Raw genomic sequence first — 15,604 nt, forward strand, 5'->3', positions numbered from 1 at the left:
TTCTAGGAGGAACCTGAAGTGAAGAACCTGAAGAAGGCCGCCGCCGTCACCATGATCGCGGGCGGGCTGATCGCCGCCGGCGCCGGAGCCGCCTCCGCCACCGGCCACAGCGGCGCCGACGCGCACGGCGTGGCCACCCACTCCCCGGGTGTCGCCAGCGGCAACCTCGCCCAGGTTCCGGTCGCCGTCCCGGTCAACGTGGTCGGCAACACGGTCAACGTGGTGGGCCTGCTCAACCCGGCCTTCGGCAACCTCGGCCTCAACCACTGACCCACCCCCAGCCCCTCCCGAAAGCCGGACGCCCCTGCACCCCCCAGGGCCGTCCGGCTTTCGCCGCCCCACGCCGGCGGGGCCCCGGCACCCCACTCCGGCCGCCCCGACACCCCACTCCAGCGGGCGGGCCGCACCCACTCAGCCCGTCCGGCGCTCGAGGACAGAGGCCCGCGGGCCTACCGCCGAACCTCCCCGCCCTCCACGTACGCGTTGTAGGCCGCCACCTGCGCCCGCCGAGCCACCCGTTCCACCGGCCGCAACGCCTCCCCCCGCGCCGCGATCTCCGACGCGCTCACCGCACCCCCGTGCCCGTTCTCGTACGCCACCGAGACCAGCAGCCCCACCCGCTGCGCCATCTCCAGCACCCGCACCGCCCGCGGCGGATACCCCGGCGCCAGCACCTCGCGCCCCCGCTCCGCCCGCGCCCGGTACGCGTCCACCGCGGCCTCCGCCACCGGTCCGGAACCGGCCACGTCCAGCCGCGACAGCACCGCCGTCGCATCCCGCAACGCCTCCGCCAGCTCCCGCTCCGCCTCACCCAGCGACGGCACGTCCGCGGGCGGCGCCTCCCGTACCGGCAGCACCCGCCACACCACCTCGACGTGGACATCACCGGCCGGCCCCGCCTCGGCGACCTCAGGCACCAGCCCGTACGGCACCCCGTAGGCGACCACCGCCTCCTCCGCCTCCAGCGCCCGCGCGTTGAAATCGGGCGGACCGCTCAGCCCCAGCGGATGCCCCGGCACCGGCAACGCGACCCGGAACCCGGTCGCCCCCAACCCCCTCAGCCGGCCGAGCGCCAGCGTGAGCCCCACCGGGCCCACCTCGCCCGGCAGTCCGTCGACGCGGTGCACCGCGTCCTCCCCGACAATCGCGAGGGCCGCCTCGTCCGGCGAGACGAGTCCCGCCAGAAGCGCGTTTCCCCAAGCGGCCAACAGTCCTGAACGTGGTTCGACAAGCATGCCGACAGCCTAGGCAACGCCTGGGAACGGCCCTCACGCCTGAAGCACTCGCGCGGTGGCGTAGGTTTTCCCTGGGAGCCGTGCCCACCGGCACGCGACGATCGACGAGACTGCATGGGGAGACAACGCGCCATGAGCGATGTACTGGAGCTGGTGGACGTATCCGTGGTCCGCGACGGACGCGCTCTGGTGGACGACGTCTCCTGGTCGGTCAAGGAGGGGGAGCGCTGGGTCATCCTGGGCCCCAACGGGGCCGGCAAGACGACCCTCCTGAACCTCGCCTCCAGCTACCTCTTCCCGAGCACGGGAACGGCCACGATCCTCGGCGAACAGCTCGGCGGCGTCGGCACCGACGTCTTCGAGCTCCGCCCCCGGATCGGCATGGCGGGCGTCGCGATGGCCGACAAGCTGCCCAAGCGCCAGACGGTCCTGCAGACGGTCCTCACCGCCGCGTACGGCATGACCGCCACCTGGCACGAGAACTACGAAGCCGTCGACGAGGAGCGCGCCCGCGCCTTCCTCGACCGCCTCGGCATGACCGAGTACCTGGACCGCAGGTTCGGCACGCTCTCCGAAGGAGAGCGCAAGCGCACCCTGATCGCCCGCGCCATGATGACCGACCCCGAACTGCTGCTCCTGGACGAGCCCGCCGCCGGGCTCGACCTCGGCGGGCGCGAGGACCTCGTACGCCGCCTGGGCCGCCTCGCCCGCGACCCGTTCGCCCCCTCCATGATCATGGTCACCCACCATGTCGAGGAGATCGCCCCCGGCTTCACCCACGTCCTGATGATCCGCCAGGGCAAGATCCTCGCGGCCGGCCCGATGGAGACGGAGCTCAGCTCCCGCAACCTCTCCCTCTGCTTCGGTCTCCCGCTCATCGTCGAGCACACCGGCGACCGCTACACCGCCCACGGCCTCCCGCTCTCCTGACCCCGACCCCGACCCCGCACCCGGCACACCGGGAGCACGCACCTGAGCCCGCAGGGCCGCCCTCCGGGCGACGACGGCAGCTCGACGACAGGACCCGGCGTCACGATCGGCCGACCGTGCACCGCAGTTGGGCACCCGTGCGCCCTGTCGGTGACGCACCGACAGTCCTACGATGACCATGTGGACATCGACGCATGGGTGTGGTGGCTGATCGGCGCGGTGGGGCTGGGCATCCCCCTCGTCCTGACCGCGATGCCCGAATTCGGGATGTTCGCCGTCGGGGCGGTGGCCGCATCGGCCGTCGCCGCCCTCGGCGGCGGAATCGTCGCCCAGGTTCTGGTCTTCGTCCTGGTCTCGGTCGCGCTGGTCGCCGTCGTGCGCCCGATCGCCGCGAGACACCGGGCCGGACAGACCGGGCACGCCAGCGGCATCGACGCCCTGAAGGGGCGTCAAGCCGTCGTGCTGGAACAGGTGACGGCCTCCGGAGGCCGTATCAAGCTCGCCGGCGAGGTCTGGTCGGCCCGCACGCTCGACTCCGACCAGGTCTTCGACCCCGGCAGCCAGGTCGATGTCGTGGACATCGACGGAGCAACAGCCGTCGTCATGTGACCGAAGCGCGCACGGGGCGGGCCCAGGTCTGCCAGAATCGAAGTCGATCATGTCGATCATCATGGAGAACCGGACCGGCCCGCAGCACGCCGACCACCGGCCGCACCTGAGGACCGACCCCGATAATTGCGATCCGCCGGCCAACCGAAGGGCACGAGAGACACCATGAATGCGATCGTCATCGTCCTGATCATTCTGGTGGTGCTCGTCTTCATCGCCCTGATCAAGACGATTCAGGTCATCCCGCAGGCCAGCGCCGCCATCGTGGAGCGGTTCGGCCGCTACACCCGCACCCTGAACGCGGGCCTGAACATCGTCGTCCCGTTCATCGACTCGATCCGCAACCGGATCGACCTCCGTGAACAGGTGGTGCCCTTCCCGCCGCAGCCGGTGATCACCCAGGACAACCTGGTCGTCAACATCGACACCGTCATCTACTACCAGGTCACCGACGCCCGCGCCGCGACCTACGAAGTCGCCAGCTACATCCAGGCGATCGAGCAGCTCACCGTCACCACCCTCCGCAACATCATCGGCGGCATGGACCTGGAGCGGACCCTCACCTCCCGCGAGGAGATCAACGCCGCCCTGCGCGGAGTCCTCGACGAAGCGACCGGCAAGTGGGGCATCCGCGTCAACCGCGTCGAGCTCAAGGCCATCGAGCCGCCGACCTCCATCCAGGACTCGATGGAGAAGCAGATGCGCGCCGACCGCGACAAGCGCGCCGCGATCCTCACCGCCGAGGGCATCAGGCAGTCCCAGATCCTCACCGCCGAAGGTGAGAAGCAGTCCGCGATCCTGCGCGCCGAAGGCGAGGCCAAGGCCGCCGCCCTGCGCGCCGAAGGTGAGGCCCAGGCCGTCCGCACGGTCTTCGAGGCCATCCACGCCGGGGACCCGGACCAGAAGCTCCTCTCGTACCAGTACCTCCAGATGCTCCCGAAGATCGCCGAGGGCGACGCCAACAAGCTCTGGATCGTGCCCAGCGAGATCGGCGACGCCCTCAAGGGCCTCAGCGGCGCCTTCGGCAACCTCGGCGGCGGTGTTCCCGGCTTCAACACCGGCGGCGACGGTGGCAACGGCGGGGGCCCCAAGGGCGGCATCCCCGCCCCCGCGGTGGAACGACGCGAGGAACCCCCGGTCTCCTGACCCGAACGCCTCTTCGTGCATGATCAGTGAGGCCCCTCGACCTTCATGGCGGGGAGGCGTCACTGACCACCGAAGGAGATGGCCTTGTCCATCTGGGAAATACTCGCCGTCTTCGCGGCGGGCATCGGAGCGGGCACGATCAACACGATCGTCGGCTCGGGCACCCTGATCACCTTTCCCGTCCTGCTCGCCACCGGCCTCCCCCCGGTCACCGCGACCGTGTCCAACGCGCTGGGCCTCATCCCCGGCTCCATCAGCGGGGCCATCGGCTACCGCAAGGAACTCGCCGGACAGCGCCGACGCATCATCAAGCTGAGCGTCGGCGCGGCGATCGGCGGCCTCTGCGGGGCGACCCTGCTCCTCGCCCTGCCCTCCACCGCCTTCGAGACGATCGTCCCGGTCCTGGTCGCCCTGGCCCTCGTCCTGGTGATCCTGCAACCACGCATCAGCAAAGCCGTCCAGCGCCGCCGCGAACACACCGGCGCCGCGCCCCGCACCGACGGCGGTCCGCTCCTGTTCGCGGGCCTGATGCTCGCCAGCGTCTACGGCGGCTACTTCACCGCCGCCCAGGGGATCATCTACCTGTCGTTGATGGGCATGCTGCTCGACGACACCATGCAGCGCCTCAACGCCGTCAAGAACGTCCTGGCGGCCGTGGTCAACACCATCGCCGCACTGTTCTTCCTGTTCGTCGCCCACTTCGACTGGACGGCCGTCGTCCTCATCGCGGTCGGCTCGGCCATCGGCGGCCAGATAGGCGCCAAGGTCGGCCGCCGACTGAGCCCCACCGTCCTGCGCGCCCTCATCGTGGCCGTCGGCACGGCGGCCATCGTCCAACTGCTGCTCCGCTGACACAGGTGGGCCCGCCCCCTCACAGGGACGGGCCCCTCCCTACATCACCAGGCGTACGCCGACTACGCCGCCGCGGCCGCCCGGTCCAGCCACTCCGGCAGCGCCGAGCGGTCGCCTGCCCCCATCGCCAGCAGCATCGCCTCGGCGGGGGAGGGGACGAAGGGCTGTTTCAGCAGCGGCATCCCCGCCTGGTCGGGTGTCCGGGCGGCCTTGCGGTGGTTGTCCTCGGCACAGGAGGCCACCGTGTTCAGCCAGGTGTCCTGCCCGCCCTGGGCACGCGGCACCACATGGTCGACGGTGGACGCCCGCCGCCCGCAGTACGCGCACCGGTGCTGGTCCCGTATCAGCACACCCCTTCTGGACCACGGCGCCTGTCTTCGGAACGGCACCCGTACGTACCGGCAGAGCCTGATCACCCGGGGCGCCGGAATGTCCACGGCGGCACCACGCATACGGAGCTCGGGATGCGACTGCTCGACGACGGCCTTGTCCGTCAGGATCAGGACCACCGCGCGGTTGAGCGTCACTGTCGACAGCGGCTCGAAGCTCGCGTTGAGAACCAGCGTGTCACGCATCCTGCCCACCTCCCGTGTGCCGCCCGCCCCCTGGCAGGCCCGGATCAACTCTGGCTGGGCAGGCCGCGATGGACAACGCAATAAAAAATGCCCTGCTCTGGTCTCTCCAAGACCAGAGCAGGGCAAACAGCGGACGAACTAATCGCCGGAGGGAGCCTCGTACTCACCGATCAGCTGAGCACGCCCCAACGTGTGGAAACGAAGGTTGAACCCGGCGACCGCGGGGGACACGTCACTGTCGATACCGAGCTTCTCGGTGTCCACCGCGTACACGGTGAACACATAGCGGTGGTTCTCCCCGGGCGGCGGCGCGGCGCCACCGAAATCCTTGGAGCCGTAGTCGTTACGGGCCTGGACGGCCCCCGCCGGCAGCCCCTCGAACGTGCCGCTGCCCGCACCGGCCGGAAGCTCCGTCACCGAGGCCGGGACATCGAAGAGCACCCAGTGCCAGAACCCGCTGCCCGTCGGGGCGTCCGGGTCGAAGCACGTGACGGCGAAACTCTTGGTCCCCTCGGGGAAACCCTCCCACCGCAACTGCGGCGAAGTGTTCCCACCCGCAAGCACCTGGGCATCGCCCAGTCCGGCCCCCGGGGCCAGGTCGTCGCTCACCACGGTGAACGCCGCCACCTCCGGATGGAAGTCGTGCGGCAGCGGGGCCCTCTTCGACTCGGTCACGTCTCGCACCTCTCCTGATCGATTCGTCTGCCTTCCCGTCCGACCCTAGGGGTCGGCACCGGGTCTCAGAGCCAGTTGCGCTGTCCGCCGACCTGGGCGAGCCACTGGTTGAGGTATGCGGCCCAGTCGGTGCCCTGGTAGTCGTGCAGCCCCACCTTGAACGCGCGGTAGGAGTCGCTGCCCTCGCTGAACAGTCCAGGCTTCTTGTCCATCTCCAGAATGACGTCCATCTCGCGGTCGTCGGCGACGAAGGTCAGCTCCACCTGGTGCAGCCCGCGGTACTGCGTCGGCGGGACGAACTCGATCTCCTGGTAGAACGGCAGCCGCTGGCGCGTGCCGCGGATGTGACCGCGCTCCATGTCCGCGCTGCGGAAGCCGAAGCCCAGCTGGCCGAAGGCGTTGAGGATGGCCTCCTGCGCCGGCAGCGGGTGAACGTTGATCGGGTCGAGGTCACCGGAGTCCAGCGCGCGGGCGATCTCCAGCTCGGTGGTCACCCCGATGTTCATCCCACGCAGCTGCTGGCCGCCGAACATGGTGATCGGCGTCTCCCACGGGATCTCCAGGCCGAACGGCACCACGTGCACCGCGCCCGCCTGGACCTCGAAGGCCCCGCCGAGGTTCAGCTTGGTGAACTCGATGTCCTGCTTGGTCTCCTGGTCCCCGCTCTCGACCTCGACCCGCGCCTGGAGCCCGACGTTGAGTCCCTCGATCTGCTGGGCGACCGAACCGCCCTGGATCCGGACCTCGCCCTGGACGATCCCACCGGGGACGACGTTCACCTCGGTGAGCTCGGTCTCCACCGAGGCACCGCCGGCACCCATGCTCGCGAGCAGCCGCTTGAAGCCCATAGTCACTCCTTCTAGGTTCTGACCCCTACATACGCGCCACGACGGTAGCCGGTTCCCGTCGGAGCGATCCCAGTACCCTCGGAGGCCATGACCAAAAGCCTGGACCGCACTCCACTGACGCGAGACTTCTTCGACCGCGACGTCCTGGAGGTCGCTCCGGACCTGCTCGGCCGCACCCTCGTACGCCGGGAGCCGGCGGGCACGATCGAGCTCCGCCTGACCGAGGTGGAGGCGTACGCGGGCGAGGTCGACCCCGGATCGCACGCCTTCCGCGGTCGCACAGCCCGCAACAGCACGATGTTCGGGCCGCCCGGCCACACGTACGTCTACTTCACGTACGGGATGTGGCACTGCCTCAACCTGGTCTGCGGCCCGGACGGACACGCCAGCGGGGTTCTGCTCCGGGCCGGCGAGATCGCCGTCGGCGCCCATCTGGCCCGCGACCGACGGGTCTCGGCCCGCAATGACAAGGAACTGGCCAAAGGTCCGGCCCGACTGGCCACCGCCCTCGATGTCGACCGTGCCCTGAACGGCAGCGATCTCTTCGGCGGCCCGGCCCCGGCCCTGTCCGTACTGCACGGCACCCCGCCGCCGCGTGACCTCGTACGGAGCGGCCCCCGCACGGGGGTGGGCGGCGACGGAGCCCACCAGCCGTGGCGCTTCTGGATCGACGGGGACCCCACGGTGAGTCCGTACCGCGCGCACGCACCGCGCCGCCGTCCGAGCCGCAAGGCAACTTGACGCGCCTGCGGCAGACGCCTAATGTAGTCCGAGCCGCTTGACACGGGTACAGCTATCGGCACAGTCCATCGGACCGAATCGAGCCACCTGAAGCGGCCAAACCACTACCTACGACTCACCCTGGCGGGTGCGAATTCGGCATGCCTGTATTCGCCCTATCGGCTCGATTATGAGTTGCCAAGCGAATCGGCTAACGTAGTGAACACGCCGAAAGGCAAGGCCTTCCGCAGGCCACCAGAAATCACCTTCGGACCGGAAACGGAACGAAAAAGAGTCTGGTAAAGTCGGACTCGCCGGAAAGGGAAAACGCGAAAGCGAAGGACCTGGAAAGCGAAACTGCACGGCCCGCTTCGACCGGGAATCGGACACGAAAGAGTCTGATAGAGTCGGAAACGCAAGACAGCGAAACAGAGCAGTACCGAAGGGAAGCGCCCGGAGGGGCCCGGTGAAACGGGACCGAAGGAAGCGTCCGTTCCTTGAGAACTCAACAGCGTGCCAAAAGTCAACGCCAGATATGTTGATACCCCGGCCTGCTTCGGCAGGTTGGTGGTTCCTTTGAAAGTCCTGTCGTTCCGCCCCGTTGTGGGTGGCGGCAGGCAATACACAGCGAGGACGCTGTGAACAACGGGTCTTATTCCGACCGGTTGTTCCGCTCTCGTGATGTGTGCACCCGATTACGGGTAAACATTCACGGAGAGTTTGATCCTGGCTCAGGACGAACGCTGGCGGCGTGCTTAACACATGCAAGTCGAACGATGAAGCCTTTCGGGGTGGATTAGTGGCGAACGGGTGAGTAACACGTGGGCAATCTGCCCTTCACTCTGGGACAAGCCCTGGAAACGGGGTCTAATACCGGATAACACTCTGTCCCGCATGGGACGGGGTTAAAAGCTCCGGCGGTGAAGGATGAGCCCGCGGCCTATCAGCTTGTTGGTGGGGTAATGGCCTACCAAGGCGACGACGGGTAGCCGGCCTGAGAGGGCGACCGGCCACACTGGGACTGAGACACGGCCCAGACTCCTACGGGAGGCAGCAGTGGGGAATATTGCACAATGGGCGAAAGCCTGATGCAGCGACGCCGCGTGAGGGATGACGGCCTTCGGGTTGTAAACCTCTTTCAGCAGGGAAGAAGCGAGAGTGACGGTACCTGCAGAAGAAGCGCCGGCTAACTACGTGCCAGCAGCCGCGGTAATACGTAGGGCGCAAGCGTTGTCCGGAATTATTGGGCGTAAAGAGCTCGTAGGCGGCTTGTCACGTCGGATGTGAAAGCCCGGGGCTTAACCCCGGGTCTGCATTCGATACGGGCTAGCTAGAGTGTGGTAGGGGAGATCGGAATTCCTGGTGTAGCGGTGAAATGCGCAGATATCAGGAGGAACACCGGTGGCGAAGGCGGATCTCTGGGCCATTACTGACGCTGAGGAGCGAAAGCGTGGGGAGCGAACAGGATTAGATACCCTGGTAGTCCACGCCGTAAACGTTGGGAACTAGGTGTTGGCGACATTCCACGTCGTCGGTGCCGCAGCTAACGCATTAAGTTCCCCGCCTGGGGAGTACGGCCGCAAGGCTAAAACTCAAAGGAATTGACGGGGGCCCGCACAAGCAGCGGAGCATGTGGCTTAATTCGACGCAACGCGAAGAACCTTACCAAGGCTTGACATATACCGGAAAGCATCAGAGATGGTGCCCCCCTTGTGGTCGGTATACAGGTGGTGCATGGCTGTCGTCAGCTCGTGTCGTGAGATGTTGGGTTAAGTCCCGCAACGAGCGCAACCCTTGTTCTGTGTTGCCAGCATGCCCTTCGGGGTGATGGGGACTCACAGGAGACTGCCGGGGTCAACTCGGAGGAAGGTGGGGACGACGTCAAGTCATCATGCCCCTTATGTCTTGGGCTGCACACGTGCTACAATGGCCGGTACAATGAGCTGCGATGCCGCGAGGCGGAGCGAATCTCAAAAAGCCGGTCTCAGTTCGGATTGGGGTCTGCAACTCGACCCCATGAAGTCGGAGTTGCTAGTAATCGCAGATCAGCATTGCTGCGGTGAATACGTTCCCGGGCCTTGTACACACCGCCCGTCACGTCACGAAAGTCGGTAACACCCGAAGCCGGTGGCCCAACCCCTTGTGGGAGGGAGCTGTCGAAGGTGGGACTGGCGATTGGGACGAAGTCGTAACAAGGTAGCCGTACCGGAAGGTGCGGCTGGATCACCTCCTTTCTAAGGAGCATCTAGATTCCGCAAGGAATCCAGAGCCACTACGTCGGCAAATGTTCGACGGTGGTCAGCTCATGGGTGGAACGTTGACTATTCAGTACCTGCTGGTTCAGCCGGGACACGAGTACTGCTCCTCGGAGCGTGGAAAGTGAACCGAATGAATGACAGGTACTGGGCGCGCTGTTGGGTGTCTGAAGGTACGGCCGATAAGGCTGCCTTCGACGCCGGCCCCAGTGAACTCGCCTTCAGGGCGGGGTGATGGGTGGCTGGTCGTTGCTTGAGAACTGCACAGTGGACGCGAGCATCTGTGGCCAAGTTTTTAAGGGCGCACGGTGGATGCCTTGGCACCAGGAACCGATGAAGGACGTGGGAGGCCACGATAGTCCCCGGGGAGCTGTCAACCAAGCTTTGATCCGGGGGTTTCCGAATGGGGAAACCCGGCAGTCGTCATGGGCTGTCACCCGCTGCTGAACACATAGGCAGTGTGGAGGGAACGAGGGGAAGTGAAACATCTCAGTACCCTCAGGAAGAGAAAACAACCGTGATTCCGGGAGTAGTGGCGAGCGAAACTGGATGAGGCCAAACCGTATGCGTGTGATACCCGGCAGGGGTTGCGCATGCGGGGTTGTGGGATCTCTCTTTCACAGTCTGCCGGCTGTGAGGCGAGTCAGAAACCGTTGATGTAGGCGAAGGACATGCGAAAGGTCCGGCGTAGAGGGTAAGACCCCCGTAGCTGAAACATTGACGGCTCGTTTGAGAGACACCCAAGTAGCACGGGGCCCGAGAAATCCCGTGTGAATCTGGCGGGACCACCCGCTAAGCCTAAATATTCCCTGGTGACCGATAGCGGATAGTACCGTGAGGGAATGGTGAAAAGTACCGCGGGAGCGGAGTGAAATAGTACCTGAAACCGTGTGCCTACAAGCCGTGGGAGCGTCGCTGGCAGCACTTGTGCTGTCAGTCGTGACTGCGTGCCTTTTGAAGAATGAGCCTGCGAGTTAGCGGTGTGTAGCGAGGTTAACCCGTGTGGGGAAGCCGTAGCGAAAGCGAGTCCGAACAGGGCGGTTGAGTTGCACGCTCTAGACCCGAAGCGGAGTGATCTAGCCATGGGCAGGTTGAAGCGGAGGTAAGACTTCGTGGAGGACCGAACCCACCAGGGTTGAAAACCTGGGGGATGACCTGTGGTTAGGGGTGAAAGGCCAATCAAACTCCGTGATAGCTGGTTCTCCCCGAAATGCATTTAGGTGCAGCGTCGTGTGTTTCTTGCCGGAGGTAGAGCACTGGATAGGCGATGGGCCCTACCGGGTTACTGACCTTAGCCAAACTCCGAATGCCGGTAAGTGAGAGCACGGCAGTGAGACTGTGGGGGATAAGCTCCATGGTCGAGAGGGAAACAGCCCAGAGCATCGACTAAGGCCCCTAAGCGTACGCTAAGTGGGAAAGGATGTGGAGTCGCAGAGACAACCAGGAGGTTGGCTTAGAAGCAGCCACCCTTGAAAGAGTGCGTAATAGCTCACTGGTCAAGTGATTCCGCGCCGACAATGTAGCGGGGCTCAAGCGTACCGCCGAAGTCGTGTCATTCGTACATGTATCCCCAACGGGAGTACGGATGGGTAGGGGAGCGTCGTGTGCCGGGTGAAGCAGCCGCGGAAGCGAGTTGTGGACGGTTCACGAGTGAGAATGCAGGCATGAGTAGCGATACACACGTGAGAAACGTGTGCGCCGATTGACTAAGGGTTCCTGGGTCAAGCTGATCTGCCCAGGGTAAGTCGGGACCTAAGGCGAGGCCGACAGGCGTAGTCGATGGACAACCGGTTGATATTCCGGTACCCGCTTTGAAACGCCCAGTACTGAATCAGGCGATGCTAAGTCCGTGAAGCCGGCCCGATCTCTTCGGAGTTGAGGGTAGTGGTGGAGCCGATGAACCAGACTTGTAGTAGGTAAGCGATGGGGTGACGCAGGAAGGTAGTCCAGCCCGGGCGGTGGTTGTCCCGGGGTAAGGGTGTAGGACGCACGGTAGGCAAATCCGTCGTGCATATAAGTCTGAGACCTGATGCCGAGCCGATTGTGGTGAAGTGGATGATCCTATGCTGTCGAGAAAAGCCTCTAGCGAGTTTCATGGCGGCCCGTACCCTAAACCGACTCAGGTGGTCAGGTAGAGAATACCGAGGCGTTCGGGTGAACTATGGTTAAGGAACTCGGCAAAATGCCCCCGTAACTTCGGGAGAAGGGGGGCCATCACTGGTGATCCGATTTACTCGGTGAGCTGGGGGTGGCCGCAGAGACCAGCGAGAAGCGACTGTTTACTAAAAACACAGGTCCGTGCGAAGCCGTAAGGCGATGTATACGGACTGACGCCTGCCCGGTGCTGGAACGTTAAGGGGACCGGTTAGCTGACTTTCGGGTCGGCGAAGCTGAGAACTTAAGCGCCAGTAAACGGCGGTGGTAACTATAACCATCCTAAGGTAGCGAAATTCCTTGTCGGGTAAGTTCCGACCTGCACGAATGGCGTAACGACTTCTCGACTGTCTCAACCATAGGCCCGGTGAAATTGCACTACGAGTAAAGATGCTCGTTTCGCGCAGCAGGACGGAAAGACCCCGGGACCTTTACTATAGTTTGATATTGGTGTTCGGTTCGGCTTGTGTAGGATAGGTGGGAGACTTTGAAGCGGCCACGCCAGTGGTTGTGGAGTCGTCGTTGAAATACCACTCTGGTCGTGCTGGATGTCTAACCTGGGTCCGTGATCCGGATCAGGGACAGTGTCTGATGGGTAGTTTAACTGGGGCGGTTGCCTCCTAAAGAGTAACGGAGGCGCCCAAAGGTTCCCTCAGCCTGGTTGGCAATCAGGTGTTGAGTGTAAGTGCACAAGGGAGCTTGACTGTGAGACCGACGGGTCGAGCAGGGACGAAAGTCGGGACTAGTGATCCGGCAGTGGCTTGTGGAAGCGCTGTCGCTCAACGGATAAAAGGTACCCCGGGGATAACAGGCTGATCTTCCCCAAGAGTCCATATCGACGGGATGGTTTGGCACCTCGATGTCGGCTCGTCGCATCCTGGGGCTGGAGTCGGTCCCAAGGGTTGGGCTGTTCGCCCATTAAAGCGGTACGCGAGCTGGGTTTAGAACGTCGTGAGACAGTTCGGTCCCTATCCGCTGTGCGCGTAGGAATATTGAGAAGGGCTGTCCCTAGTACGAGAGGACCGGGACGGACGAACCTCTGGTGTGCCAGTTGTCCTGCCAAGGGCATGGCTGGTTGGCTACGTTCGGAAAGGATAACCGCTGAAAGCATCTAAGCGGGAAGCCTGCTTCGAGATGAGTATTCCCACCCTCTTGAAGGGTTAAGGCTCCCAGTAGACGACTGGGTTGATAGGCCAGATGTGGAAGCCCGGTAACGGGTGGAGCTGACTGGTACTAATAGGCCGAGGGCTTGTCCTCAGTTGCTCGCGTCCACTGTGTTGTTCCCGGGTTGCGAACAGTTATCGCACCGGTTGAACAGTTTCACTACTTAATTGAAGAGTGTGCTTGTTCGCTAGAACCCGATAGGGTTTCGGTGGTCATTGCGTTAGGGAAACGCCCGGTTACATTCCGAACCCGGAAGCTAAGCCTTTCAGCGCCGATGGTACTTCAGGGGGGACCCTGTGGGAGAGTAGGACGCCGCCGAACAATCTTTCAAGGACCCTTGGTCCCAGCGTTCAACGCTGGGACCAAGGGTCCTTTTGTTTTTCCCGAAGCGCGTCGGCTGGTCGGCTGCGCGAGAATGTCTGTGGTACCCGAAGACAGGAGTCACACCCATGTCCACCAACTCTCCCGACGATCGTCCGGAGCGCGAGCCGCGTCGCCGGGACGGCGGTGACAGGGGCGGTTACCGCGGTGGTCGTGACGACCGGTCCGGCTCCGGAGCACCTCGACGCGACAACGACCGAGGCAGCTTCCGCCGTGATGACAACCGGCCTTCCGGCGCCGGCGGTGGCTTCCGTCGTGACGACCGGGACCGCGATCGCGGCCCGCGTCGTGACGACAGCCGGGGCGGTGGCTCCGGTGGTGGGTTCCGTCGTGATGACGACCGTGGTGGGTACCGGGGTGGTCAGCAGCGTGATGACCGTGGTGGCCGTCCGGGCGGTGGTTTCGACCGTCGTGACGACCGGCCCCGTGGTCCGCGTCGTGACGACGATCGGCCTTCCGGTGGCGGTTTCCGCCGGGATGACAACCGCGGTGGTGGGTTCCGCCGGGATGACAACCGTGGTGGTGGCTCCGGCGGTGGGTTCCGCCGCGACGACAACCGTGGTGGTGGCTTCGAGCGTCGTGACGACCGGCCTCGGGGTCCGCGTCGTGACGACGATCGGCCTTCCGGTGGCGGTTTCCGTCGTGACGACAGCCGGCCCTCCGGTGGTGGGTTCCGTCGTGATGATGACCGTGGTGGGTACCGGGGTGGTCAGCAGCGTGATGACCGTGGTGGCCGTCCCGGTGGTGGTTTCGACCGTCGTGACGACCGGCCCCGTGGTCCGCGTCGTGACGACGATCGGCCTTCCGGTGGCGGTTTCCGCCGTGACGACAACCGGCCCTCCGGTGGTGGATTCCGTCGCGACGACAACCGGGGTGGTGGCTCCGGCGGTGGGTTCCGCCGTGACGACAACCGCGGTGGCGACCGCGATCGCGGACCTCGTCGTGATGACGACCGTGGTGGGTACCGGGGTGGTCAGCAGCGTGATGACCGTGGTGGCCGTCCCGGTGGTGGTTTCGACCGTCGTGACGACCGGCCGCGCGGCCCGCGTCGTGACGACGACCGGCCTTCCGGTGGCGGTTTCCGTCGCGACGACAACCGGCCCTCCGGCGGTGGATTCCGCCGTGACGACAACCGCGGTGGTGGCTCCGGCGGTGGGTTCCGCCGTGACGACAACCGTGGTGGCGACAGGGACCGGGGCGGATACCGCGGCGGTCGTCGTGACGACCGGGACCGCGGTGGTTTCCGGGGACGCGACGACCGGGGCGGCGACCGCGATCGTGAGCCGATCAAGCGGCTGCCGATCCCGGACGACGTCACGGGCGACGAGATCGACAAGGACGTACGCCAGGAGCTCATGAGCCTGCCGAAGACCCTTGCCGAGGACGTCGCGCGCAACCTGGTCATGGTGGCCCGGCTGATCGACGAGGACCCCGAGGAGGCGTACGCGTACTCCCGTATCGCCCTCCGGCTCGCGTCCCGCGTCGCCGCCGTGCGCGAGGCGGCCGGCTTCGCGGCGTACGCGACGCAGAAGTACGCCGAGGCGCTCGCCGAGTTCCGGGCGTCCCGCCGGATGACCGGGTCCGTGGACCTGTGGCCCGTCATGGCGGACTGCGAGCGTGGGCTCGGGCGTCCCGAGCGGGCGATGGCCATGGCCGGCGAGCCCGAGGTGCAGAAGCTGGACAAGGCCGGGCAGGTCGAGATGCGGCTGGTGGCCGCCGGGGCCCGCCGTGACATGGGGCAGCTCGACGCCGCCATCGTGACGCTCCAGAGCCCCGAGCTCGCGTCCAACTCCGTGCAGTCGTGGACGCCGCGACTGCGCTATGCGTACGCGGACGCCCTGCTGGAGGCCGGGCGCGAGGACGAGGCGCGGGAGTGGTTCGGGAAGGCGCTGGAGGCCGACAAGGACGGTTCCACCGATGCGTCGGACCGGCTCGCCGCCCTCGACGGCGTGGAGTTCGTCGACGCCCTCGGTGACGACGGGACGGCCGAGGAGGACGTGGCCGACGCGGACGACGACGACCTTGACGGGCCCACGGACGGACCGGGCAAGGCCTAGCGA

12 protein-coding genes and 3 rRNA genes are annotated in these 15,604 nt (G+C 65.4%); 11 read left to right on the forward strand and 4 right to left on the reverse strand.

All coding sequences use genetic code 11. The annotated features are described in order from the left end of the window. The first annotated feature begins 18 nt into the window (after positions 1-18). Positions 19-270, forward strand: a complete 252-nt coding sequence (locus DTB53_RS10185) for a chaplin (RefSeq protein WP_012381470.1) — start codon at positions 19-21, stop codon at positions 268-270. A gap of 179 nt (positions 271-449) precedes the next feature. Here DTB53_RS10185 and DTB53_RS10190 read toward each other — a convergent pair whose 3' ends face one another. Then, positions 450-1,235 carry an Rv1486c family protein gene (locus DTB53_RS10190; RefSeq protein WP_012381471.1) on the reverse strand — a complete coding sequence of 262 codons (786 nt, stop codon included), beginning with the start codon at positions 1,233-1,235 and terminating at the stop codon, positions 450-452. 132 nt (positions 1,236-1,367) lie between these two features. Here DTB53_RS10190 and DTB53_RS10195 point away from each other — a divergent pair, with 132 nt between their 5' ends. From DTB53_RS10195 to DTB53_RS10210, 4 genes are all read left to right on the forward strand, one after another. Further along, positions 1,368-2,165, forward strand: a complete 798-nt coding sequence (locus DTB53_RS10195) for an ABC transporter ATP-binding protein (RefSeq protein ID WP_003970003.1) — start codon at positions 1,368-1,370, stop codon at positions 2,163-2,165. Between the two features lie 180 nt (positions 2,166-2,345). After that, positions 2,346-2,774, forward strand: coding sequence for an NfeD family protein (locus DTB53_RS10200; RefSeq protein ID WP_030704999.1), 429 nt, complete (start codon positions 2,346-2,348; stop codon positions 2,772-2,774). A 165-nt stretch (positions 2,775-2,939) separates the two neighbouring features. Then, positions 2,940-3,920, forward strand: a complete 981-nt coding sequence (locus DTB53_RS10205) for an SPFH domain-containing protein (protein WP_003970005.1) — start codon at positions 2,940-2,942, stop codon at positions 3,918-3,920. A gap of 84 nt (positions 3,921-4,004) precedes the next feature. Further along, on the forward strand, positions 4,005-4,772 hold the full coding sequence (locus tag DTB53_RS10210; protein ID WP_042498842.1) for a sulfite exporter TauE/SafE family protein: 768 nt from the start codon (positions 4,005-4,007) through the stop codon (positions 4,770-4,772). 62 nt (positions 4,773-4,834) lie between these two features. On the opposite strand, the gene DTB53_RS10215 is transcribed toward DTB53_RS10210, so the two are convergent. The 3 genes from DTB53_RS10215 to DTB53_RS10225 form a co-directional block, all read right to left on the reverse strand. After that, positions 4,835-5,347 carry an HNH endonuclease gene (locus DTB53_RS10215; protein ID WP_003970007.1) on the reverse strand — a complete coding sequence of 171 codons (513 nt, stop codon included), beginning with the start codon at positions 5,345-5,347 and terminating at the stop codon, positions 4,835-4,837. Positions 5,348-5,485: 138 nt separating this feature from the next. After that, positions 5,486-6,022, reverse strand: coding sequence for a YbhB/YbcL family Raf kinase inhibitor-like protein (locus tag DTB53_RS10220; protein ID WP_042497449.1), 537 nt, complete (start codon positions 6,020-6,022; stop codon positions 5,486-5,488). 65 nt (positions 6,023-6,087) lie between these two features. After that, a complete protein-coding gene (locus tag DTB53_RS10225; RefSeq protein WP_003970009.1) occupies positions 6,088-6,870 on the reverse strand; it encodes a sporulation protein in 783 nt (260 codons plus the stop codon). Between the two features lie 87 nt (positions 6,871-6,957). Between DTB53_RS10225 and DTB53_RS10230 the strand changes: the two genes are divergently transcribed. The 6 genes from DTB53_RS10230 (at position 6,958) to DTB53_RS37875 (ending at position 15,601) form a co-directional block, all read left to right on the forward strand. Then, positions 6,958-7,611: a DNA-3-methyladenine glycosylase gene (locus DTB53_RS10230; RefSeq protein ID WP_012381475.1), complete on the forward strand. Its 654-nt coding sequence runs from the start codon at positions 6,958-6,960 to the stop codon at positions 7,609-7,611. 687 nt (positions 7,612-8,298) lie between these two features. Next, a 16S ribosomal RNA gene (locus DTB53_RS10240) occupies positions 8,299-9,824 on the forward strand. A 306-nt stretch (positions 9,825-10,130) separates the two neighbouring features. Beyond that, a 23S ribosomal RNA gene (locus tag DTB53_RS10245) occupies positions 10,131-13,256 on the forward strand. A 111-nt stretch (positions 13,257-13,367) separates the two neighbouring features. Continuing rightward, positions 13,368-13,484, forward strand: a 5S ribosomal RNA gene (rrf, locus tag DTB53_RS10250). The 16S, 23S and 5S rRNA genes sit together here, the layout of an rRNA operon. A 315-nt stretch (positions 13,485-13,799) precedes the next feature. After that, positions 13,800-14,903 carry a hypothetical protein gene (locus DTB53_RS37980; RefSeq protein WP_198409281.1) on the forward strand — a complete coding sequence of 368 codons (1,104 nt, stop codon included), beginning with the start codon at positions 13,800-13,802 and terminating at the stop codon, positions 14,901-14,903. Further along, positions 14,900-15,601, forward strand: a complete 702-nt coding sequence (locus DTB53_RS37875; protein WP_012381477.1) for a tetratricopeptide repeat protein — start codon at positions 14,900-14,902, stop codon at positions 15,599-15,601. The genes DTB53_RS37980 and DTB53_RS37875 overlap by 4 nt, the downstream gene beginning before the upstream one ends. Positions 15,602-15,604 lie beyond the last annotated feature (3 nt).

Origin of the sequence: Streptomyces griseus, from assembly GCF_900460065.1 — a bacterium.
GTDB classification, from domain to species: Bacteria; Actinomycetota; Actinomycetes; order Streptomycetales; family Streptomycetaceae; genus Streptomyces; species Streptomyces griseus.